This is a genomic window from Nocardioides sp. Soil_C_8 (assembly GCF_057656315.1).
On record NZ_JBDGKQ010000003.1, the window covers coordinates 550,247 to 571,868 of the forward strand.

21 protein-coding genes are annotated in these 21,622 nt (G+C 71.9%); 14 read left to right on the forward strand and 7 right to left on the reverse strand.

Translation table 11 applies throughout. The features are described from left to right. Positions 1–3: 3 nt before the first annotated feature. Positions 4–741: an AAA family ATPase gene (locus AC3A3L_RS16100; protein WP_487641046.1), complete on the reverse strand. Its 738-nt coding sequence runs from the start codon at positions 739–741 to the stop codon at positions 4–6. 176 nt (positions 742–917) lie between these two features. Between AC3A3L_RS16100 and AC3A3L_RS16105 the strand changes: the two genes are divergently transcribed. From AC3A3L_RS16105 to AC3A3L_RS16135, 7 genes are all read left to right on the forward strand, one after another. After that, entirely contained in the window at positions 918–1,976 is a 1,059-nt protein-coding gene (locus tag AC3A3L_RS16105; protein ID WP_487641047.1) for a hypothetical protein, read from the forward strand. A 38-nt stretch (positions 1,977–2,014) separates the two neighbouring features. Beyond that, positions 2,015–2,989, forward strand: coding sequence for a non-homologous end-joining DNA ligase (ligD, locus tag AC3A3L_RS16110; protein ID WP_487641048.1), 975 nt, complete (start codon positions 2,015–2,017; stop codon positions 2,987–2,989). Positions 2,990–3,093: 104 nt separating this feature from the next. Next, complete coding sequence (locus tag AC3A3L_RS16115; RefSeq protein WP_487641049.1) at positions 3,094–4,041, forward strand: lipid kinase; 948 nt, start codon at positions 3,094–3,096, stop codon at positions 4,039–4,041. Between the two features lie 9 nt (positions 4,042–4,050). Continuing rightward, positions 4,051–4,713, forward strand: coding sequence for a ribulose-phosphate 3-epimerase (gene rpe / locus AC3A3L_RS16120; protein ID WP_487641050.1), 663 nt, complete (start codon positions 4,051–4,053; stop codon positions 4,711–4,713). After that, entirely contained in the window at positions 4,713–5,120 is a 408-nt protein-coding gene (locus AC3A3L_RS16125) for a hypothetical protein (protein ID WP_487641051.1), read from the forward strand. The genes rpe and AC3A3L_RS16125 overlap by 1 nt, the downstream gene beginning before the upstream one ends. Further along, positions 5,117–5,530, forward strand: a complete 414-nt coding sequence (locus AC3A3L_RS16130; protein WP_487641052.1) for an MmcQ/YjbR family DNA-binding protein — start codon at positions 5,117–5,119, stop codon at positions 5,528–5,530. The genes AC3A3L_RS16125 and AC3A3L_RS16130 overlap by 4 nt, the downstream gene beginning before the upstream one ends. A gap of 23 nt (positions 5,531–5,553) precedes the next feature. Continuing rightward, complete coding sequence (locus AC3A3L_RS16135; RefSeq protein ID WP_487641053.1) at positions 5,554–6,018, forward strand: DUF427 domain-containing protein; 465 nt, start codon at positions 5,554–5,556, stop codon at positions 6,016–6,018. Positions 6,019–6,037: 19 nt separating this feature from the next. Here the strand turns inward: AC3A3L_RS16135 and AC3A3L_RS16140 are convergent, their stop codons facing one another. The 3 genes from AC3A3L_RS16140 to AC3A3L_RS16150 all read right to left on the reverse strand — a co-directional run bounded on the left by AC3A3L_RS16140 (position 6,038) and on the right by AC3A3L_RS16150 (position 7,739). Next, a complete protein-coding gene (locus AC3A3L_RS16140; protein ID WP_487641054.1) occupies positions 6,038–6,409 on the reverse strand; it encodes a hypothetical protein in 372 nt (123 codons plus the stop codon). A 116-nt stretch (positions 6,410–6,525) separates the two neighbouring features. After that, positions 6,526–6,753, reverse strand: a complete 228-nt coding sequence (locus AC3A3L_RS16145) for a DUF5703 family protein (protein ID WP_179620627.1) — start codon at positions 6,751–6,753, stop codon at positions 6,526–6,528. A gap of 38 nt (positions 6,754–6,791) precedes the next feature. Then, on the reverse strand, positions 6,792–7,739 hold the full coding sequence (locus AC3A3L_RS16150) for an aldo/keto reductase (protein ID WP_487641055.1): 948 nt from the start codon (positions 7,737–7,739) through the stop codon (positions 6,792–6,794). 67 nt (positions 7,740–7,806) lie between these two features. Here AC3A3L_RS16150 and AC3A3L_RS16155 point away from each other — a divergent pair, with 67 nt between their 5' ends. Continuing rightward, a complete protein-coding gene (locus tag AC3A3L_RS16155; RefSeq protein ID WP_487641202.1) occupies positions 7,807–8,628 on the forward strand; it encodes an undecaprenyl-diphosphate phosphatase in 822 nt (273 codons plus the stop codon). Here AC3A3L_RS16155 and AC3A3L_RS16160 read toward each other — a convergent pair. Together AC3A3L_RS16160 and corA are read right to left on the reverse strand one after the other, a co-directional pair. Further along, a complete protein-coding gene (locus tag AC3A3L_RS16160; RefSeq protein ID WP_487641056.1) occupies positions 8,594–9,856 on the reverse strand; it encodes an MFS transporter in 1,263 nt (420 codons plus the stop codon). The two genes, AC3A3L_RS16155 and AC3A3L_RS16160, sit on opposite strands and share 35 nt — an antisense overlap. Then, entirely contained in the window at positions 9,847–10,827 is a 981-nt protein-coding gene (gene corA, locus AC3A3L_RS16165; RefSeq protein ID WP_487641057.1) for a magnesium/cobalt transporter CorA, read from the reverse strand. The genes AC3A3L_RS16160 and corA overlap by 10 nt, the downstream gene beginning before the upstream one ends. A 33-nt stretch (positions 10,828–10,860) precedes the next feature. On the opposite strand from corA, the gene AC3A3L_RS16170 reads away from it, so the two are divergent. The 4 genes from AC3A3L_RS16170 (at position 10,861) to mshC (ending at position 14,342) form a co-directional block, all read left to right on the forward strand. Further along, entirely contained in the window at positions 10,861–11,583 is a 723-nt protein-coding gene (locus AC3A3L_RS16170) for a histidine phosphatase family protein (protein WP_487641058.1), read from the forward strand. A 10-nt stretch (positions 11,584–11,593) separates the two neighbouring features. Next, on the forward strand, positions 11,594–12,178 hold the full coding sequence (locus AC3A3L_RS16175; RefSeq protein ID WP_487641059.1) for a DUF3090 domain-containing protein: 585 nt from the start codon (positions 11,594–11,596) through the stop codon (positions 12,176–12,178). Further along, positions 12,168–12,950, forward strand: a complete 783-nt coding sequence (locus tag AC3A3L_RS16180; RefSeq protein WP_487641060.1) for an SCO1664 family protein — start codon at positions 12,168–12,170, stop codon at positions 12,948–12,950. The genes AC3A3L_RS16175 and AC3A3L_RS16180 overlap by 11 nt, the downstream gene beginning before the upstream one ends. Positions 12,951–13,103: 153 nt before the next feature. Further along, entirely contained in the window at positions 13,104–14,342 is a 1,239-nt protein-coding gene (mshC, locus tag AC3A3L_RS16185; RefSeq protein ID WP_487641061.1) for a cysteine--1-D-myo-inosityl 2-amino-2-deoxy-alpha-D-glucopyranoside ligase, read from the forward strand. 435 nt (positions 14,343–14,777) lie between these two features. Here the strand turns inward: mshC and AC3A3L_RS16190 are convergent, their stop codons facing one another. Beyond that, positions 14,778–15,623: a PAC2 family protein gene (locus AC3A3L_RS16190; RefSeq protein WP_487641062.1), complete on the reverse strand. Its 846-nt coding sequence runs from the start codon at positions 15,621–15,623 to the stop codon at positions 14,778–14,780. A 193-nt stretch (positions 15,624–15,816) separates the two neighbouring features. Between AC3A3L_RS16190 and metH the strand changes: the two genes are divergently transcribed. Beyond that, positions 15,817–19,545 (forward strand): methionine synthase, encoded by a 3,729-nt coding sequence (gene metH / locus AC3A3L_RS16195; protein ID WP_487641203.1) that lies wholly within the window; start codon positions 15,817–15,819, stop codon positions 19,543–19,545. 153 nt (positions 19,546–19,698) lie between these two features. After that, positions 19,699–21,618: a PAS domain S-box protein gene (locus AC3A3L_RS16200; protein ID WP_487641063.1), complete on the forward strand. Its 1,920-nt coding sequence runs from the start codon at positions 19,699–19,701 to the stop codon at positions 21,616–21,618. Positions 21,619–21,622 lie beyond the last annotated feature (4 nt).

Genomic DNA, 21,622 nt, shown 5'->3' on the forward strand with positions numbered 1-21,622 from the left:
CGCTCAGTCGTCCTGGAGGTGGCGGAGGTAGGCCCACGGATCGGCGAGGTAGCGCCGCCAGTGGTCGACGACCTCCAGGTCCTCCCACGCCGAGTCGCGCAGTCCCCACGACCCGGCCTCCAGGACCCGGGCGCCGGGCATGGCGGCGAGCACGGGGGAGTGGGTGGCGCACAGGACCTGCCCGCCGCGGGCCACGACCCGCTGCAACGCCGCGACCAGCCCCAGGGTGGAGGAGAACGACAGTGCTGCCTCCGGCTCGTCGAGGCAGAAGAAGCCCGGGCCGGTGAACCGCGACTCGAGCACGGCGAGGAAGGACTCGCCGTGGCTCATCTCGTGGAAGGCCAGGTCGTCGCCACCGAGGCCCTCGATGTAGGAGTACCAGCCGTGCATCGTCTCGGCGCGCAGGAAGAACCCCCACTTGCTCGCGCCGGCGCCCCGCACGAGCTGGAGGGCATCGCCGAGCCCTGACTCGGTGGCGCGGGTGGAGTGCCGGCTGTGGGTGCTGCCGCCCTCGGGCGAGAGGCCGTAGGCGATCGCCACGGCCTCCACCAGCGTCGACTTGCCGGAGCCGTTCTCGCCGACCAGGAAGGTGACACCCGGTGGCAGGTCGAGCCCGTCGCGCAGGACCTGGGCGACAGCGGGGATGGACGCCGGGTAGCGCCGCGCCGCGAGCTCGTGGCCCCCGCGGGCCTCGACGCGACGCACGGGATGGCGGGCGACATCTGCGCCCCGGAGCGGCATGGCGCCCAACCTATCGGCGCGGTGCGACAGTCGGACGACCCAACGTTGGTCTCGGTTTCATCCACCATTGGGGTGACTTCCATGGACGGGCGGTTCACATCCTTTGCTTTGACCAGCATGATGGTGTCAGCTCGGCGCACCGGAGGGGTGTGTCGTGTCACGGGGAGCAGGAATTCATGCACGTGCGCAGCATCATGACGGCCCTGGCCGCCACCACCTTGGCCCTGACGGTCGGGACGACCCTGGTGAGCAGTCCCGCTCACGCGGCAGGGGGCACTCGCACGCTGTCGGGGCCGGCCACCGGCGACGCCGACGTCTACCTCACCTACGTCGGGTGCGCCGACGTGCTCGGCAAGGCGGCCGCCCCTGCGTCCCGCATCAACCTCGGGCCCTACGCGGCTCCGCTCGGACGGAGGTCGCTCGGCCTGGTCCCGAGCGCCGCCGGCAGCGCGGCGGGTCCCTACACCTCCTTCGACTCCCTCGCCGGGCTCGACTCGTCGGTCGCCGTGGCGGCCACCGGCGGCAGCTCGGGCGTCTCGTGGGTCATGTCCGTGAGCCGGCAGAGCCCGGCCGGCACCGCGTGGCGCGGCCGCGCAGCCGTGTCGGCCCCGGCAGGCTCGTGGACCACCGTGTCCTCCTCCGCGCTCAGCTACGACTGGACGCTCGTCGACCTCTCCTCCGGCGCGGTCGTCGACCGGTTGGGGTCCGCCACGACGGCGCAGTTCGCCGCCGACCACGGCGACGGCCCCGGGTTCGCCGTCACCGGCTTCGGGTGCGACGGCAAGGCCTTCAACCTCGACGCGGTCCGGGCCTCCGGCTCGACGTTCGACTTCGAGGGGGTCTCGCTGTCCACCGCGATCGCGGCAGGTAGGCAGCAGGTGAAGGCCGACGAGCAGGTCGAGCTCACCGGACGGGTCACCGACGGGTCCGGACGCCTCACCGGCGACCCGCTCGTGCTCGAGTCCCGCTCGCCCGGTGGGCAGTGGGCCGCCGCCGGCAAGCCCGTCCTCGCCGACCGTGACGGCGTCGCCCGGGTCGCCGTGCCCGTGGCGGAGACCACCGAGTTCCGCTGGCACCGTCCCGAGAGCCAGTACGCCGACGAGGGCTGGTCCGACACGGTCACCGTGACCGTGGAGAAGCCGCAGGAGACGCAGCCCGGCGACCAGCAGGGTGGCCAGCAGGGTGGGCAGCAGGGTGGCCAGCAGCAGCCGTCGGAGACCGCCGCACCCCAGTGACCCCCGCGACCGTCGGCGCTCGCGGCTAGGCTCCCGACATGGCGTCGCCGTTCACCGAGATCGAGGTCGACGACCGCGTCGTCAAGGTCACGAACCCCGACCGGGTCTACTTCCCGCCCACCGACGCCTCGCCGAGCGGAGCGACCAAGCTCGACCTCGTCGAGTACTACCTCGCCGTCGGCGACGGGATCGTCAACGCGCTCCTCGAGCGGCCGTGCATGCTGCACCGGTTCCCCAAGGGCCTGGCGGGCGACAAGGTGCACCAGAAGCGGCTGCCCGCCGGTGCCCCCGAGTGGGTCGAGACGGTCCAGCTCTTCTTCCCGAGGTGGAAGCGCACCGCCGACGAGCTGTGCGTCACCGAGCTGGCGAGCGTGATCTGGGGGGTCCAGATGTCGACGGTGGAGTTCCACCCGTGGAACAGCCGGCGCGACGACACCGAGAAGCCCGACGAGTGGCGCATCGACCTCGACCCGGGACCGGAGTGCGACTGGGCCACGGTCCAGCGCGTCGCCCACGTCGCCCACGAGGTGCTCGACGAGCTCGGCGCCGTGGGCTTCCCCAAGACCAGCGGCGGGTCGGGCATGCACGTCTACGTCCGGATCCCGCCCGACCACGGCTTCCAGGACGTACGGCGCGGCGCGCTGGCGTTCGCGCGGGAGGTCGAGCGGCGGGCCGGGGGAGAGGTCACCACCGCCTGGTGGCGCAAGGACCGCGATCCCTCGCAGCTCTTCGTGGACTACAACCAGAACGCCCGCGACCACACGATCGCCGCCGCCTACTCGGTCCGGGGAGTGCCAGAGGCCCGGGTGTCGGCGCCGATCCGCTGGGACGAGGTCGACGACTGCGTGCCGGATGACTTCACCATCTTCACGATGCCCGAGCGCTACGCCGAGATCGGCGACCTGCACGCCGCGATCGACGACCACCCCTTCGACATCGCTCCGCTGCTCGCGTGGGCGGACCGCGACGAGGCGGAGGGAGCCGAGGCGCCGCCGGAGCCCGAGGGCGAGTAGTGGGCCGGTCGATGGCGCGCGGGCGGGTGTCCGCGAGACCGGGGCACAGCCCGCACACAGGTCGTCCTCATCCTCCTCTCACGCGAGCGACCTAGCGTCGAGCCATGCAGCAGAACAGGTCCGCCCGTCCGCGCACCGGCCGGGTCGCGGTCGTCGTGAACACGGCCGCCCGCCGGGGCGCGCGTGCCCTCCCCCTGGTCGAGGCGACGGTCCGTGGCGTGTCCGACGACGTGACGGTGCACCCGGTGCACGGCGGCCTCGAGCTCCTCGAGGCGCTGGCGGTCGCGGTCGAGTCCGAGCCCGACCTGCTGGTGGTCGGTGGCGGAGACGGCACGATCGGGTGCGCCGCCGCGATGGTCGCCCACACCGGCACCGCGCTCGCCGTGCTGCCGCTCGGCACCGCCAACGACTTCGCCCGCACCCTCGGGATCCCCGGCGACCTCGCGGCGGCGGTCGACACGCTCGTCCACGGGCACGTGGTGGACGTCGACCTCGGGCGGGTCGACGGCCGCGCCTACCTCAACGTCGCCTCCGTCGGCCTGTCCGTCGCCGTCACGCAGCGGCTCACCCCCGCGCTCAAGCAGCGGCTCGGCCGCTTCGCCTACCCGGTGGCCACGCTGGCGGCGTACCGGTCGCACCGGCCGTTCGCCGCCCGCCTCGAGCTCGACGACGGCACCACCCTCGAGCTGTCCGACCTCATGCAGGTCGCGGTCGGCAACGGCCGGCACTACGGCGGCGGCCTCACCGTGGCGCCCGACGCGTCGATCGACGACCACCTCCTCGACGTGTACGCCGTCGAGCAGGGCCGGCTGCGCGACCACGTCTCGGTCGCGCGACTGCTGCGGACCGGGCACCTCGTCGAGCACGAGCGGGTGCACCACGTCACCACCCGGCGCCTGCGCCTGGTCACCGACGAGCCGCTCCCGGTCAACCTCGACGGCGAGATCGCGGCCACCACCACCGCGACCTTCGAGGTCGACCGCAACGCGCTCCACGTCGTCGTACCGGCCGGGAGCCGTGCCGCCCGGCTCGACGGCCCCGGGGGTCACTAGGCTCACCCCGTGGGCATCCAGATCACGCCGAGCATCCTCAACGCCGACCTGTCGCGCCTCGCCGACGAGGTGGCCCGGATACCGAGCGCCGACTGGGTGCACGTGGACGTGATGGACAACCACTTCGTCCCCAACCTGACGCTGGGGCTTCCCGTCATCGAGGCGCTGAGCAAGCACGCCAGCCAGCCGATCGACGCGCACCTCATGATCGAGGACGCCGACCGGTGGGCCCCGGCGTACGCCGAGGCGGGGTGCGGGTCGGTCACCTTCCACGCGGAGGCGGCCAAGGCGCCGGTGCGGCTCGCCCGCGAGATCCGGTCGCAGGGCGCCCGCGCGTCGATGGCACTCAAGCCCGCCACGCCCGTCGAGCCCTACGAGGCGCTGCTGCCCGAGCTCGACATGGTGCTCATCATGACCGTCGAGCCCGGCTTCGGCGGCCAGAAGTTCCTCGACCTGTGCCTGCCCAAGATCCGCACCACCCGCGAGCTCATGCGCAAGCACGGCGTCGAGACCTGGCTGCAGGTCGACGGCGGTGTGTCGCTCGACACGATCGAGCGGTGCGCCGAGGCCGGGGCCGACGTGTTCGTCGCCGGGTCGGCCGTCTACTCCGCCGACGACCCCGACGCGATGGTCCAGGACCTCCGCGAGCGGGCCGAGGCCGCGAGCGCCTGATGGAGCTGGCGCACCGCTACGACCGGATGTGGGAGCGCCTGCTCATGCTCCTCGACACCCTCGGAGAGCTGGACACGACGACACCCGGCCGGCTGCGCCTCCGCGTCGAGGGGTACGACATCGAGATCGTGATGACCGAGAGCGACTGGGACGGCATGGCGGGCACCGTGCACGGGTCGTTCGTCAGCGCTGCAGCAGACGTGCTCCGCTCGATCAAGCGTGCCCAGATGGACGCGGCACCGTTCCTCGTCTTCTACAACTACGAGCTGGAGCCCAGCGCGACGCCCAGGAGCCCGACCCGCGCGCGGGAGGAAGCCGAACAGCGGCGGATCGAGGAGTACCTCCGGACCCACCCGGGCGCGAAGGGCCAGTGGCGTGCCTACCCGCCCGGACAGGAGCCGACATGAGCCGTCCGGCCACGGTGGACGACATCCACGCGACCGCACGGGCGATGCCGCACGTGAGCGTCGTACGACCGGAGAAGAACCCCGTCTACCAGGTCGGCGGCAAGTCGTTCGTGTTCTTCCGCACGCCACGCCCCGACGCGTTCGACCCGGAGACGGGTGAGCGCTACGACGACGTGGTGGTGCTCTGGGTCGCCTCCGAGGGGGACAAGCAGGCGCTGCTGCAGGACGACCGGCTGCCGTTCTTCACGACCGCGCACTTCGACGGCCACCCGTCGGTGCTCCTGCGCGCCTCCCGGGTGGGGGAGGTCGATCGCGACGAGCTCGTGGAGATCGTCGAGGAGGCGTGGCTCGCGCAGGCCTCCGACCGGCGCGGCCGCGCCTGGCTCGCCTCGCGCGACCTCGAGCCGTAGGAGCCGTTCCGTAGGTTGGGCGCATGACCGAGTCCGTGTGGGACTACCCCCGGCCGCCGCGGGTGGAGCCGAGCACCGAGCACGTCGTCGTCACCCACGGTGGTGTGGTCGTCGCCGACACCACCGCGAGCCTGCGCGTGCTCGAGACCAGCCACCCGCCGACGTACTACCTCCCGGTCGGTGACTTCAGCGGCGCCCTCCTGCGTCCGGGCCAGGGATCCTCGTGGTGCGAGTGGAAGGGCCAGGCCACCTACTACGACCTCGTGGTCGGCGACGCCGTGCTCCCGGCCGTGGCCTGGACGTACCTGACCCCGTCCGCGGGGTTCGAGGCGCTGGTCGACCACGTCGCGCTCTACCCCGGACGGGTCGACCGCTGCACGGTCGACGGGGAGGTCGTGCAGCCGCAGCCGGGCAGCTTCTACGGCGGCTGGATCACCTCGCGGGTCACCGGCCCCTTCAAGGGCGGGCCGGGCTCGTCCGGCTGGTAGCCGTCGTGCGAGCCGGCGCTCAGTGCAGGCCGCGGTTGTCGACCTGCTGGCTCTGGAGGCGCGGCGCGTGCCGTTCGTGGTCCTCGAGGCGGCGCTGGTCGGCCACCAGCGTCTCGCCCTCGAGCTGGTCGGCGCGCGTCTGCACCCGCTCGAGGCGGGCGTTCCACGCGTCGACCTCGCGGGCGACGTCGTCCAACCTCGCCGCCGGCACCACGATCGCGTCACCCTCGCTCCGGAGCCCGGGCTCGGCGGTGGCCAGCCCCTCCGCCTCGTACGCCGTCAGCGGGCGTGTCAGCCTGATCCGCACCGGGTAGGTCTCCCGGTCCACGTCGGCCGGGTCCACCGCGAGCTCCACGATCCCGAGTGCCGGCCTGTGCCTGCGTGTCGCCATGTGCGTCGTCCCCTCACCGGGGCCGGGGTGGCCCCGCTCCTCCGAGTCGAGCACCACCGGGTGACGGCGTCCATGGGGTCCGCACCCCATGCCGCACCACCCCGGCGAGGGGTCGGTCAGCCGGCGAAGAGGGTCAGCCGCTGCCGGATGATCTTGCGGCGCAGGACCACGCGCCGCTTGCCGTCGTTGCCGATGCGGAGCCGGTCGAGCTCCCAGCCGCCGTGCTCGGCCCGCTCGACGAGCACGCGGGTGACCACGTTGCGGGAGAAGTCCTTGGGCAGCACGAGCGTCTCGAACTCCCACTCAACCCCGCGGCCCGGTGGGCGGCGCTGGATCCTGGCCATGGTCTCTCCCGTCTCTCCTGTCAGTCCCGAGGGTGGGTTCAGTCGGCCGACACGTCGTCGAGGGCGTCCACGATCTCCGCCGGCAGGGTCAGCTCCTCGATCCCGAGCGCGCCCTTGAGCTGCGCGGCCGTGCGCGCACCGACGATCGGGGCGGAGACCCCGGGCCGGTCCCGGGCCCAGACGAGCGACACCTCGAGCGGCGACCAGCCGAGGCCGTCGGCGGCGCGCGCCACGGCCTCCACGATCCCGCGGCCGCGCTCGTCGAGGTAGGCGCCCACGAAGCGGGCGAAGTGCTCGGTCGCGGCCCGCGAGTCCGACGGCGTGCCGGTGCGGTACTTGCCGGTCAGCACGCCGCGGCCGAGGGGCGACCAGGGAAGGACGCCGAGCCCCAGCGCCTGGGCGGCCGGGACGACCTCGTGCTCGACGTGCCGGTTGAGCAGGGAGTACTCGACCTGGGTGGACGCGAGCGGCACCCGGCCGGGGACGGCCCGCTGCCAGGTCGCCGCCTGGGCGGTCTGCCAGCCGGTGTAGTTGGAGACGCCGACGTAGGACGCGCGCCCCGACGTGACGGCGAGGTCGAGGGCGCTGAGGGTCTCCTCGACAGGGGTCTCGTCGGTCCACACGTGCACCTGCCAGAGGTCGACGTGGTCGACGCCGAGGCGCTTGAGCGAGGCGTCGAGCGTGGTCAGCAGGCTCCCGCGGGACGTGTCGGTCACGCGCTCGCCCGTACGCCGGTGGATGCCCGCCTTGGTGGCGAGGACGACCTCGTCACGAGCGACCACGTCGCCGATGAGCGTGCCGATCAGCTCCTCGCTGGCGCCGTCGCCGTAGCCGGCGGCGGTGTCGACCAGCGTGCCTCCTGCCTCGGCGAAGGCGATCAGCTGGTCGCGCGCCTCGTGCTCGTCGGTGTCGCGGCCCCATGTCATGGTGCCGAGGCCGAGCCGGGAGACCTTGAGCCCGGTCGCGCCGAGGGAACGCTGCTGCATGGTGGTGAGGGTAGCCACGGGTGGTGCGCTGTCGGCACGGGACTCGCCCGTAGGCTCACGCCCTGTGATCGATCTCCTCAAGGCAGTGGTCCTCGGCGTCATCCAGGGGCTGACCGAGTTCCTGCCGATCTCGAGCAGCGCGCACCTGCGGATCTTCCCCGAGCTGTTCGGCTGGGGGGACCCGGGAGCGGCGTTCACGGCCGTGATCCAGATCGGCACCGAGCTCGCCGTCCTCATCTACTTCCGCAAGGACATCTGGCGCATCGGCAGCGCGTGGGTGCGCTCGCTGTTCAAGGCGGAGTACCGCGGCACGTTCGACGCGCGGATGGGCTGGTTCATCATCATCGGGTCACTCCCGATCGTGGTGCTCGGGGTGCTGCTCAAGGACGTCATCGAGAGCGAGTTCCGCAACCTGTGGATCACCGGGTGCACGCTCGTCGTCATGGGCATCGTGCTCGGCATCGCCGACCGTGTCGGGCGCACCGACCGGCCGCTGGGCAAGCTCACGCTGCGCGACGCGGTGCTGATGGGCGTCGCGCAGGCGATGGCCCTGATCCCGGGTGTCTCGCGCTCCGGCGCCACGATCTCCATGGGGCGCTTCCTCGGGTTCGAGCGCGAGGCTGCGACCCGCTTCGCGTTCCTGCTCGCGATCCCCGCGGTCGTCGGTGCCGGCCTGTTCGAGCTCAAGGAGATCCCGCACGGCCACAACGACTTCGGCTGGGGCCCGACGATCACCGCCACGGTGGTCTCGTTCGTCGTCGGCTACGCCGCCATCGCGTGGCTGCTGCGCTACGTCAGCACGAACTCCTACACGCCGTTCGTGATCTACCGGATCCTGCTCGGGACCGGCGTGCTCATCCTGCTCGGAGCCGGCGTGCTGACCGCCTGAACGTGTCGGCCAGCAGCACCAGCGCCACCAGCTGGGTGACGGCGACGACGGCCACGAGGGCGGGCACCGACCGGTCGTAGAGCCACCCGGCGGTGACGCCGCCGACGATCGCGAACAGTCCCTGGATGCCGGCGAAGACGCCGTACGCCGTGGCGCGGCGGGGTGCGTCGACCAGGTCGGCGACCACCGCCTTGACCGTCGAGTCCTGCACCCCCTGGGCGATGCCCCACGCGATGACACCGCCCAGCACGGCTACCAGGGCCGAGCCGAGGGCGAGGGCCGGCACGATCGCGACCAGCACCGGCACGAGGAGCAGGACCCGTGGTCCGGTGCTGTCGTAGACGGACCCGACCGCGAGCGCCGCGACCGCCTCGACGGCCATCGCCGCGGCGTAGACGACGGGGACGGCCGCGACGGGCAGCAGGTCGTCGACGGTGAGGTGGTAGCCGATGATGCCGAAGGTGACCAGCGCTCCCGTCGTCAGCGACGCGGCGACGGCGTAGCGGAAGAAGTCAGCCGGCAGGCCCGCCCCGACGACCTCCGCCCACCAGCCCCGCCGGGGAGCCGGGTGCTCGGACGCCTCCGACCCGGCGGCAGGCGGAGGCGAGTCGTCGTACACGCTGGGGTCGGGCACCCGGCGGCGGAGCGTCAGCAGCAGGACCATGGCGATCGCGCCCGGGACGGCCAGGACGGCCATGCCCCACCACAGCGACGCGACCGCGACGACACCGGCCACGACCAGCGGCCCGGCGAACGCGCCCACCTGGTCGAGGGCCTTGTGCACCCAGAAGCCGCGACCCCGGCCCACGGCGGACGCGACGTGCGCCAGCAGCGCCGACTTCGACGGCGACCGGACCGCCTTGCCGAGGCGCTCGAGCAGGATCATCGTGGACGCGAACGCCAGTCCCGCCGCGCCGAGGCGCGGGGACAGCGCGATCAGCGGGACGCAGACGGCGGTGAGGCCGTAGCCCACGATCGTCAGCGACCAGTAGCGACCCGTGCGGTCGGCGATCGGGCCGAACGCGAGGCGCATGACCAGCGCCACCGCCTCGCCGGCGCCGGTCACGAGCCCCACCACCACCGCGGACGCGCCGAGGGCCGCGAGGACGGGGCCGTAGACCGACCTGGCGCCCTCGTAGACCATGTCGGCGGCGAGGCTCACGAAGCCGAACCACCACACCACCCGCCAAGCCGTGGGGACGGCCGTGGCCGACCGCGTCAGAGCCACCCGGACCTCTTGAACCAGGCGAAGAGGCCGGCGGCGATCCCGGCCATCAGGAGCAGCGCGTAGGCGTAGCCGAACTCCCAGTGCAGCTCGGGCATGTGGTCGAAGTTCATCCCGTAGATCCCGGCCACCAGCGTCGGGACGACGACGAGGGCGGCGCCGGCGGAGATCTTGCGCATGTCCTCGTTCTGCTGGACCGAGATCCGGGCGATGTGCGCGTCGAAGGCGGTGGACAGCAGCACGTCGAGGTTGTCGATCACCTCCGAGACCCGCTGGAGGTGGTCGGCGACGTCGCGGAAGTAGGTTGCCGTCTCGGTCGTGATCCGCTCGTCCACCCCCATCGCGAACTTCCGCATCGGCTCGCGCAGCGGCATGACCGCCCGGCGCACCTCGGCGATCTCGCGCTTGAGGACGTAGATCCGGTTGGAGTCGTTGGTGCGGGCGTCGGAGAAGACCGACTCCTCCACCTCGTCGACGTCCTCCTCGAGCTCCTGGCCGACCTTCTCGTACTCGTCGACGACGCGGTCGCAGATCGCGTAGAGGACGGCCATCGGGCCGTGCTCGAGCACCTTTGCGCGGTGCTCGAGGTCGCGCCGTGCGGTCGCGAGATCGATGCCCTGGCCGTGGCGCACGGTCACCACGAAGTCCTTGCCGATGAACAGGTTGATCTCGCCGGTCTCGACCGCGTCCTCCTCGTCGACGTACCAGAGCGTCTTGAGCACGAGGAACAGCGTGTCGCCGTAGCGCTCGAGCTTGGGGCGCTGGTGGGAGTCGCCCGCGTCCTCGACGGCCAGCGGGTGCAGGTCGAAGGTGCGGGCGATCAGCTCGAGCTCGTCGGGGCTGGGGTCGTGGATCCCGACCCACTGGAAGTCCCCGGGGTCGCACGGCACCCGGGCCCAGCCCAGGCTCTGGTCGTCTCCGTCGCCGAGCTGGACGCGCTTGCCCTGGTGGTACAGGGCGTTGTCGACGATCACAAGGCCGAGGCTAGCCCCACTAACCTCTGGAGAATGCCCACCGTCATCCTCGTGCGACACGGCCGCTCGTCGGCCAACGCCAGTGGAGTCCTCGCAGGCCGGCTGCCCGGCGTCCACCTCGACGACGCCGGAGTGAGGCAGGCGGTCGCGGTGGGGGAGCGGCTCGCGGGCGTACGCCTCGCTGCTGCGGTGACGAGCCCGCTGGAGCGCTGCCGCGAGACGTGCCGCGAGATCACCACGCGGCAGGCGACGTCGCTGCGCGCCGGCAGCGACAGGCAGCTGTCGGAGTGCGACTACGGCGAGTGGCAGGGACGCCCGCTCAAGGAGCTCGCCAAGGAGAAGCTCTGGAAGACGGTCCAGGCGCAGCCGTCGGCGGCCACCTTCCCCGGCGGGGAGTCGATGCGGGCCATGCAGGACCGCGCGGTGGCGGCCGTACGGCGGCACGACGCACGGGTGGCGGCCGAGCACGGGGACGACGCCGTGTGGCTCGCCGTGAGCCACGGTGACGTCATCAAGTCGATCCTCGCCGACGCGCTCGGCACCCACCTCGACCTGTTCCAGCGCATCCACGTGGACCCGGCGTCGGTGTCGATCGTGCGCTACACCGAGTCGCGGCCCTTCGTGATCGGCACCAACACCCACGCCGGCGACCTCGCCTGGCTCACCCCGCCGAAGAAGCCCCGTCGCTCCTCCCGCGCGCGCCGCACGGACGCCGAGGTGGGTGGAGGAGCCGGACCCCAGACAGGCACGCCCTAGGGTGAGTCACATGCCCGTCGTGCACCGCTTCGACCCACCCGAGCGCTTCGTCGCCGGCACCGTTGGCGAGCCCGGCCAGCGCACCTTCTTCCTGCAGGCGCGCGAGGGCGCCCGCCTGGTCAGCGTCTCGCTCGAGAAGCAGCAGGTGCAGGCCCTGGCCGAGCGCATCGACGAGCTGCTCGACGAGCTGATGCGCGCCCCCGGCGGCGACGTGCTGATCCCGGCGATCGCACCACGTGACCTCACCGATGGGCAGCCGCTCGAGCAGCCGATCGAGGAGGAGTTCCGCGCCGGCACGATGACCCTGTCGTGGGACGGAGCCGACGAGCGGGTGGTCATCGAGGTGTTCCCGTTCACCGAGGCGGCGGTCGTCTCGCCCGAGCAGCTGCAGGAGGACCTCGAGGACCTGCTGGAGCCCGAGCCGGAGGAGATCTTCCTCGTCCGGATCACCGCCGCCGCGGCGCGCTCGTTCGTCGAGCGCTCCCTGTCGGTCATCGGCGCCGGGCGCCCCGACTGCCCGTTCTGCGGCGAGCCGATCGACCCGGACGGGCACCTCTGCGTCCGTGCCAACGGCTTCAAGCGCCGTGATCCCTGACAGCACGCTCCCGGCCGGCTTCCCCACCGGGGAGCTGACCCTGCACGGGCGCGTGCTGCCGGCGTCCAACGCCACCTTCGTCGGCGAGCTCGGCGGCGTCCGCGTGGTCTACAAGCCGATCGCGGGAGAACGCCCGCTGTGGGACTTCCCGAACGGCACGCTCGCCGCCCGCGAGGTGGGGGCGTACGCCGTCTCCGACGCGCTCGGCTGGGACATCGTGCCGCCGACGGTCCTCGGTGACGGGCCGCACGGCCCGGGCATGGTGCAGCTGTGGCGTGACGAGGTCGAGGACGCCGCCCCCGTCGACATCGTCGGTGAGGGCGAGGTCCCGGCGGGCTTCCGCCACGTCTTCGACGGCCTCGACGCGCACGACCAGGCGGTGTCGCTGGTCCACGAGGACAGCGAGCCGCTGCGGCGGATGGCGCTCTTCGACGTCGTGGTCAACAACGCCGACCGCAAGGGCGGCCACGTCCTCCCCATGCCCGACGGCCACCGGCACGGCGTCGACCACGGCCTGACCTTCCACGTCGAGCACAAGCTGCGCACCGTGCTGTGGGGCTTCGTGGGCGACGCGATCAGCGCCGAGGAGACCGACGGGCTGCGCGGGCTGGCGTCGGCGCTCGACGGCGAGCTGGGTGTGGTGCTGTCCGGGCTGCTGACCGACGACGAGGTCGAGACCACCAGGCGCCGGGTGGGTCGGCTGCTGGCCCGGGGGACGTTCCCCGGCCCCCGCTCGTCGTCGTACCCCGTCATCCCCTGGCCGCCGTTCTGAGGCCGGCAGCTGGCGGCGAGGAACGAGCCGGCGGCGTGGCCGGACCAGATCGAGTAGGCCCGCGAGCGAGGCACGAGCACGCGCTGGGCCGTATCGAGATCAAGACGGGCAGCGACGGTGGGTGGCTCCCGGGCGGCCGATAGGCTGCGCCACATGCGTGCCTGGTCGTCTCCCGACGTTCCCTCACTGCCCGTGGTGGGCCCGGTCGTGCGGGTGCACGACACCGCGAGCGGCGACCTCGTCGAGACCCGCCCCGAGGGTCCGGCGCGGATGTACGTCTGCGGGATCACGCCCTACGACGCGACGCACATGGGGCACGCCGCGACCTACGTCGGGTTCGACCTGCTCAACCGTGCGTGGCGCAACGCCGGCCACGAGGTCACCTACGTCCAGAACGTCACCGACGTCGACGACCCGCTGCTGGAGCGCGCGGCCAAGGTGCACGTCGACTGGGCGGAGCTCGCCCAGCGCGAGACGCAGCTCTTCCGTGAGGACATGGAGGCGCTGCGGGTCCTGCCCCCCGCGCACTACACCGGTGCGGTCGAGTCGATCCCGCAGGTGATCGAGCTGATCCATCGCCTCGACGAGGCCGGGTCGGTCTACCGCGTCGAGGACGACCTCTACTTCTCCGTGACCGCCGACGACTCCTTCGGCGCGGTGTCCGGGATGGACCGCGACACGATGCTCGAGATCTTCCCCGAGCGCGGTGGCGACCCGGACCGCGAGGGCAAGAAGGATCCGCTCGACTGCCTGCTGTGGCGTGCCGAGCGACCGGGCGAGCCATCGTGGGACAGCCCGTGGGGCCCGGGCCGGCCGGGTTGGCACGTCGAGTGCTCCGCGATCGCGCTCGACCACCTGGGGTCCACCTTCGACGTGCAGGGCGGCGGCAGCGACCTGGTGTTCCCGCACCACGAGATGTCGGCCGGGCACGCCCAGGTGGCCCACCCCGGCGAGCGGTTCGCGCGCGCCTACGCCCACGCCGGGATGGTGGCCTACGACGGCGAGAAGATGTCGAAGTCCAAGGGCAACCTCGTCTTCGTCTCCGCCCTGCGGATGAGCGAGGTCGACCCGATGGCGATCCGGCTCGTGCTGCTGCGCCACCACTACCGCAGCGACTGGGAGTGGACCGACGACCAGCTCTGGGACGCCGTCGACACCCTCGCCGCCTGGCGCCGCGCCCTGGCGCTCGGCTCCGGTGCGCCCGCGCTCCCGGTCGTCGAGCGGGTGCTCGCCGCGCTGGCCGACGACCTCGACGCCCCGACGGCGGTGGCCGTCGTCCAGGAGTGGGTCGAGGCGACGCTCGGCACCACCGGCCTCGCGGACACCTCCGACCCCGAGGCCGCGGCGACCATCCACCGGCTCCTCGACGCTGCCCTCGGCCTCTCGCTCTGACCTACACCCGCCCGAGCGGTGCGCCAGCCACATTCCGTACGCCGGGAATGTGGGTGGGCCACCGCCGACCGGGCCAGCGGTGCGCCAGCCACATTCCGCGGGCCGGGAATGTGGGTGGGCCACCGCCGACCGGGCCAACGGTGCGTGAGACAGGTTTTCGCGCCGCAGAAGGTGTCTCACTCACCGCCGCGCGGCGTGTCGGCGTACGGCGCGCCCGCGAGCGGTGCGCCAGCCACATTCCGTACGCCGGGAATGTGGGTGGGCCACCGCCGACCGGGCCAGCGGTGCGTGAGACATGTTTTCGCGCCGCAGAAGGTGTCTCACTCACCGCCGCGCAGCGTGTCGGCGTACCAGCGGTGCGTGAGACAGGTTTTCGCGCCGCAGAACGTGTCTCACTCACCGCTCGAACCCGCCAGCCAGCCGGCAGTGGCGACCTCAGTCGGTGTCGCGTCGCTTGAGGTAGCGCTCGAACTCCCGCGCGATGGCCTCGCCGGAGGCCTCGGGGAGGTCGGCGGTGTCGCGGGTCTCCTCGAGGGCGCGGACGTAGTCGGCGACGTCCTCGTCCTCGGCGGCCAGCTCGTCCACGCCGCGTTCCCAGGCCTTGGCGTCGTCGGCGAGGTCGCCGATGGGCATCGGCGCCTGGAGGAGCTCCTCGAGCTGGCCGAGGAGGGCGAGCGTCGCCTTCGGGCACGGCGGCTGGGCGACGTAGTGCGGGACGGCGGCCCAGTAGGAGACGGCCGGGATGTCGAGCTGGGTGCATGCGTCGTTGAAGACGCCGACGATGCCCGTCGGACCCTCGTAGGTCGACTGCTCGAGGACGAGGCGGTCGACGAGCTCGGGCTCGCTCGCGGTGCCGGTGACCGGGATGGGCCGGGTGTGCGGGGTGTCGGCGAGCAGCGCGCCCATGGTCACCACGAGCTCGGCGCCGAGGTCGTCGCAGGCGGCCAGGAGCTCGGCGCAGAACTGGCGCCACTTCATGTTGGGCTCGATGCCGCGCACCAGGATGACGTCACGGTCCAGCTCGGCGGGGCGTGCGACGGCGATGCGGGTGGTGGGCCAGGTGAGCCGACGGTAGCCGTTGACGTCGGTCCCGATCACCGGCCGGTTGACCTGGAAGTCGTAGAACTCCTCGGGGTCGATCGCCCCGATGACCTCGGCCTTCCACTGCTCGATGAGGTGGTCCACCAGCCCGGAGGCGGCGTCGGCGGCGTCGTTCCAGCCCTCGAAGGCCGCGATCACCACCGGTGACACCAGGTCCTGCACGTCGTCGAACTCGATCACCCGCCCAGCCTAGGGCGCGCCGCCCAGCGATCCGCCGTGATTTCGCCGCCCGACGCGCCGAGTGCCACCATGTGGGAAAGCTGTCCGCGTGTCGGACGCCGTTCCTAGGCTGGCCGCACCGCCGCCCGAGAGGAGCCACCCACCCGTGGAGCCGCAGCACCGCCCTGATGCCACCGCCGCCCTGACGGCGATCATGAGCGAGCGGATCATGGTGCTGGACGGGGCGATGGGTACGGCGATCCAGCGCGACCGCCCGGACGAGGCGGGCTACCGCGGTGAGCGCTTCGCCGACCACCCGAGCGACCTCGTCGGCAACAACGACCTGCTCACGGTGACCCAGCCGCAGATCATCCGGACGATCCACGAGGAGTACCTCCGGGCCGGCGCGGACATCATCGAGACCAACACGTTCAACGCCAACGCGATCTCGCTCTCCGACTACGGCCTCGAGGACCTCGCCTACGAGCTCAACTTCGAGTCCGCGCGCCTCGCCCGCGCCGCCGCCGACGAGGTCGCGACCGACGACCGGCCCCGCTGGGTCGCCGGGGCGCTGGGCCCGACCACGCGGACGGCCTCGATCTCGCCCGACGTCAACGACCCCGGCGCCCGCAACGTCACCTTCGACCAGCTCGCCGACGCCTACCTCGTCGCCGCCCGCGGGCTCGTCGACGGTGGCGCCGACCTGCTGGTGATCGAGACGATCTTCGACACCCTCAACGCCAAGGCAGCGATCTTCGCCGTCGAGACGCTCTTCGAGGAGCAGGGGCGCCGTTGGCCGGTCATCATCTCCGGCACCATCACCGACGCCTCCGGCCGCACGCTCTCGGGCCAGGTCACCGAGGCGTTCTGGGACTCGGTGCGCCACGCCCGGCCGTTGGCCGTCGGCCTCAACTGCGCGCTGGGCGCCCGCGACATGCGGCCCTACGTCGCCGAGCTGTCGCGCCTGGCCGACTCGTTCGTCAGCGTCTACCCCAACGCGGGCCTGCCCAACGCCTTCGGTGAGTACGACGAGACCCCCGACCAGACGGCTGCGGTGCTGGCCGAGTTCGCCGACGCCGGGTTCCTCAACGTCGTCGGGGGCTGCTGCGGGACCACGCCCGACCACATCGAGGCGATCGCGAAGGCCGTCGAGGGCAAGGGACGTCGCGAGCCCGCGACCGTCGAGCCGGTGATGCGGCTGTCCGGTCTCGAGCCGCTGACGATCACCGAGGACAGCCTGTTCGTCAACGTCGGCGAGCGGACCAACATCACCGGGTCCGCCCGCTTCCGCAAGCTGATCAAGGACGGCGACTACGACACGGCGCTCACCGTGGCCGCCCAGCAGGTCGAGGCCGGTGCGCAGGTCATCGACGTCAACATGGACGAGGGGATGATCGACGGGGTGGCGGCCATGGACCGCTTCCTCAAGCTCATCGCCGCCGAGCCCGACATCAGCCGCGTCCCGGTGATGGTCGACTCGTCCAAGTGGGAGGTCATCGAGGCCGGCCTCAAGTGCGTGCAGGGCAAGGCGATCGTCAACTCCATCTCCATGAAGGAGGGGGAGGAGCCGTTCCGCGAGCACGCGCGGCTGTGCCGGAAGTACGGCGCGGCCGTCGTCGTGATGGCCTTCGACGAGGACGGCCAGGCCGACAACCTCGAGCGGCGCAAGGCCATCTGCGAGCGGGCCTACCGCATCCTCGTCGACGAGGTCGGGTTCCCGCCCGAGGACATCATCTTCGACCCCAACGTCTTCGCCGTCGCGACCGGCATCGAGGAGCACGCCACCTACGGCGAGGACTTCATCGAGGCGACCCGCTGGATCAAGCAGAACCTCCCCGGCGCGAAGGTCAGCGGCGGCATCTCCAACGTCTCGTTCTCGTTCCGGGGAAACAACCCCGTCCGCGAGGCGATCCACGCCGTCTTCCTCTTCCACGCCATCCGCGCCGGTCTCGACATGGGCATCGTGAACGCCGGTGCCCTGGTCGTCTACGACGAGGTCGACGCCGAGCTGCGCGAGCGCATCGAGGACGTCGTCCTCAACCGCCGCGCCGACGCCGCCGAGCGGCTGCTGGAGATCGCCGAGCGCTTCAACGTCACGGCGGCCGACGCGGAGGAGGCGCAGGACGAGTGGCGCAGCCTGCCGTTGCGCGAGCGGATCACCCACGCGCTCGTCAAGGGCATCGACGCCCACGTGGAGGAGGACACCGAGGCGCTCCGCGCCGAGATCCAGGCGGCCGGCGGGCGACCGATCGAGGTCATCGAGGGTCCGCTCATGGACGGCATGAACGTCGTCGGCGACCTCTTCGGCGCGGGCAAGATGTTCCTTCCGCAGGTCGTCAAGAGCGCCCGTGTGATGAAGAAGGCCGTGGCCTACCTGATCCCCTTCATCGAGGAGGAGAAGGCGAAGGACCCCGAGCTGGCAGCCCAGAAGGACACGAACGGCACCATCGTGATGGCGACCGTGAAGGGCGACGTCCACGACATCGGCAAGAACATCGTCGGCGTCGTCCTGCAGTGCAACAACTACGAGGTGATCGACCTTGGGGTCATGGTCCCCGCGCAGAAGATCCTCGACACGGCCCAGGAGTCCGGCGCCGACATCATTGGCCTGTCCGGGCTGATCACTCCGTCCCTCGACGAGATGGTCAACTTCGCCTCCGAGATGCAGCGCCTCGGGCTCGACATCCCGCTCCTCATCGGCGGCGCCACCACCTCGCGCGCCCACACGGCCGTGAAGATCGACCAGAAGTACGACGGTCCGGTGGTCTGGGTCAAGGACGCGTCCCGGTCGGTCCCGACCGCGGCGGCCCTGCTGAGCCCGACGGGCCGCGAGAAGCTCATGGGCGACGTCCGCGCCGACTTCGACTCGCTCCGCGCACGCCACTCGGCGAAGAACGACCGGCCGCTGGTGACGCTGGAGCAGGCGCGTGCCAACGCCACCCCCGTCGACTGGTCCGGCTACCACCCGCCCAAGCCCCGCATGCTGCTGCGGCAGGACCACGCGGTCTCGCCCCTCACCGGCGTCCGCGCCAGCCAGCACGTGCGGGTGATCCGTGACCAGGACCTGACCACGCTGCGCCGCTACATCGACTGGCAGCCGTTCTTCAACGCCTGGGAGATGAAGGGCGCCTTCCCCGACATCCTCAACAACCCCGGCTCGGGTCCCGCCGCCCGCAAGCTCTACGACGACGCGCAGGCGATGCTCGACCAGATGATCGAGGAGAAGTGGATCCGCGCCCACGGCGTGGTCGGCTTCTTCCCGGCCAGCTCGGTGGGCGACGACGTCGAGCTCTACCTCGACGACGACCGCAGCGATGTGCACGCCACCCTGCACCACCTCCGGCAGCAGGGCCAGCACCGCGACGGGGTCCCCAACCGCTCACTGGCCGACTACGTCGCCCCCAAGGAGACCGGGCTCCGGGACCACGTCGGCGCGTTCGCCGTGACCGCCGGCGACGGGCTCTCCGACCGTGTCGCAGCGTTCCGGGCCGACCTCGACGACTACAACGCGATCCTGCTCGAGTCCCTCGGCGACCGGCTCGCCGAGGCGTTCGCCGAGCAGCTCCACGAGCGCGTGCGCAAGGAGCTGTGGGGCTACGCGCCCGACGAGCGCCTCGACAACGTCGGGCTCATCAAGGAGCAGTACGACGGGATCCGGCCGGCGCCGGGCTACCCGGCGTGCCCCGAGCACACCGAGAAGGAGACGCTCTGGGAGCTGCTCGACGTCGAGGAGCACACCGGCATCACGCTCACCGAGTCGATGGCGATGTGGCCCGGCGCCTCGGTCAGCGGGTTCTACTACTCGCACCCGCAGTCGCAGTACTTCGTGGTGGGCCGGCTGGCCCGCGACCAGGTGGCCGACTACGCCGAGCGCAAGGGCTGGACCCTCGCCGAGACCGAGCGGTGGCTCTCGCCGAACCTCGGCTACGACCCCGAGGACTGAGGCTGGCGGGTTGCCAGCCGGCCGTGCATGGTTGAGTGCCCCTTCGGGAACAGCGTTCGGGTCGATCCGCAGCGACGGCGGCGGGACGACCGTGCACCGATGGCCGGCAGATGGAGGGACGTAGAGGTGGTTGGGGCCGGCAAGGTGTCGGTGGTGCTCGTCGACGACTCCGTCGACGTGCGCACGCTCGTGCGTCTGCGCCTCGAGTCGTCCGGGCTGTTCGACGTCAGGGGTGAGGCCGCGGACGGGGGGCAGGCGATCGCGCTCGTCATCGAGCACGAGCCGGAGCTGGTGCTGCTCGACGTGTCGATGCCCCACATGGACGGCGTCGAGACGCTGCCGTCGATCCTCGCGGTGCGGCCCGACACGTCCGTCGTGATGTTCAGCGGCTTCGGAGGCGACGACCTGGCCGAGGAGATCCGTGACCTCGGTGCGATCGACTTCATCGAGAAGTCCATCCCCCTCGAGCAGCTCCCGGATCGTCTCCTGCAGAGCCTGCGCGGTGTCGGTCGGGCGACCGCCACCACTCCACCGTCCTCATCGGGCAGCACGCCGGCCGGGTTGCGCGCGGTCGAGGCCGTCGTCGACGTCGAGGTGGACGCGGCGCGAGTCGAGCAGGAGGTGCTGGACGAGCACCTCGAAGGCTTCCGGGCGCTCTTCGACCGGGCCGCGATCGGGATGGCGACCATGACGGTGCACGCCACGATCGTGCGGGCGAACGACGCCCTCGCCGAGCTGATGTCGTGCGAGCCCAGTGATCTGGTGGGCGTCGACTACGGGAGGCTGACCGGCGGGCAGGGTGACGTCCTCGACGAGCAGCTCGACGCCCTGCGGTCCTCGCAGGCCAAGGTCGCAGCGTTCGAGCACCGCATCCCCGGCCCGCCTGAGGAGACGGACGTGCGCACCGCACTCGTCACCCTCGTCCCGATCCGCGACTCCTCCGGCCAGATGCTCTACGTGTTCGCCCAGGTGCAGGACATCAGCGCCCAGCGAGCCGCCGAGGACGAGCTCCACCGCGCGGAGGAGAGGTTCCGGCTCCTGGTCGCAGCCGTCGAGGAGTACGCCGTGTTCATGCTCGACCCCGGTGGACGGGTGATGAGCTGGAACGCGGGGGCACGGCGGATCAAGGGCTACGAGGCCGACGAGATCATCGGCAGCGACTTCCAGGTCTTCTACCCCGAGGACCAGCAGCTGACGGGTCATCCGCAGCGCAACCTCGAGGCGGCCCTGCGCGACGGGTCCCACGCCGAGGAGGGGTGGCGCGTCCGCAAGGACGGCACCCGGTTCTGGGCCAGCGTCGTCATCACCCCGGTCCACGACGACCGCGGCCGGCACATCGGCTTCGCCAAGATCACCCGCGACCAGACCGAGCAGCGTCAGAACGCCGAGGACCGGATCGAGGCGATGACCGAGCAGGTACGACTGCTCGCCGTCACCGCCCACGAGCTCCGCAACCCGACGGCCGTCATCGACGGCAGTGCCCACGTGCTCCAGGAGTCAGAGGGCCGGCTCGCGGCCGGCGAGCGCGACCAGTTCCTCCGCGGGATCCGGAGCAGCGCCGAGCGCCTGCGCCGCCTCGCGGCCGACCTCACCGCCGCCTCGCAGCTGCAGGGGTCGGGCATGCAGTTCCGCAAGCAGGGCGTGTCGATCGCCGAGCTGGTCCGGAGCGCCGCTGCCCGACGGGAAGCCTCCAGTCCCATCGACCAGATCTCGGTCGACGTCCCTGACGACGCCGTCGTCGAGGCGGACGAGGTCCGCCTCGCCCAGGCCCTCGACAACCTGCTCGACAACGCCGTACGCCACGGCGCACCGCCCGTCACGGTCAGCGCGCGCGTGGTCGACCAGCAGGTCGAGCTGCGCGTCACGGACTCCGGCGCGGGGGTGCCCGACGCGCTGGTGCCACGGGTGTTCGACCGGTACGCCGCCGCCGGCGGCACCGGCGGAACCGGCCTGGGCCTCTACCTCGTGCGCGAGATCGCGCGCGGCCACGGCGGCGGGACGGCCTACCAGCCCCCGACCGAGGGCAGCCCGACGACGTTCGTCGTCCGGTTCCCGGTGGTCGGCGGCGGGTGACTCG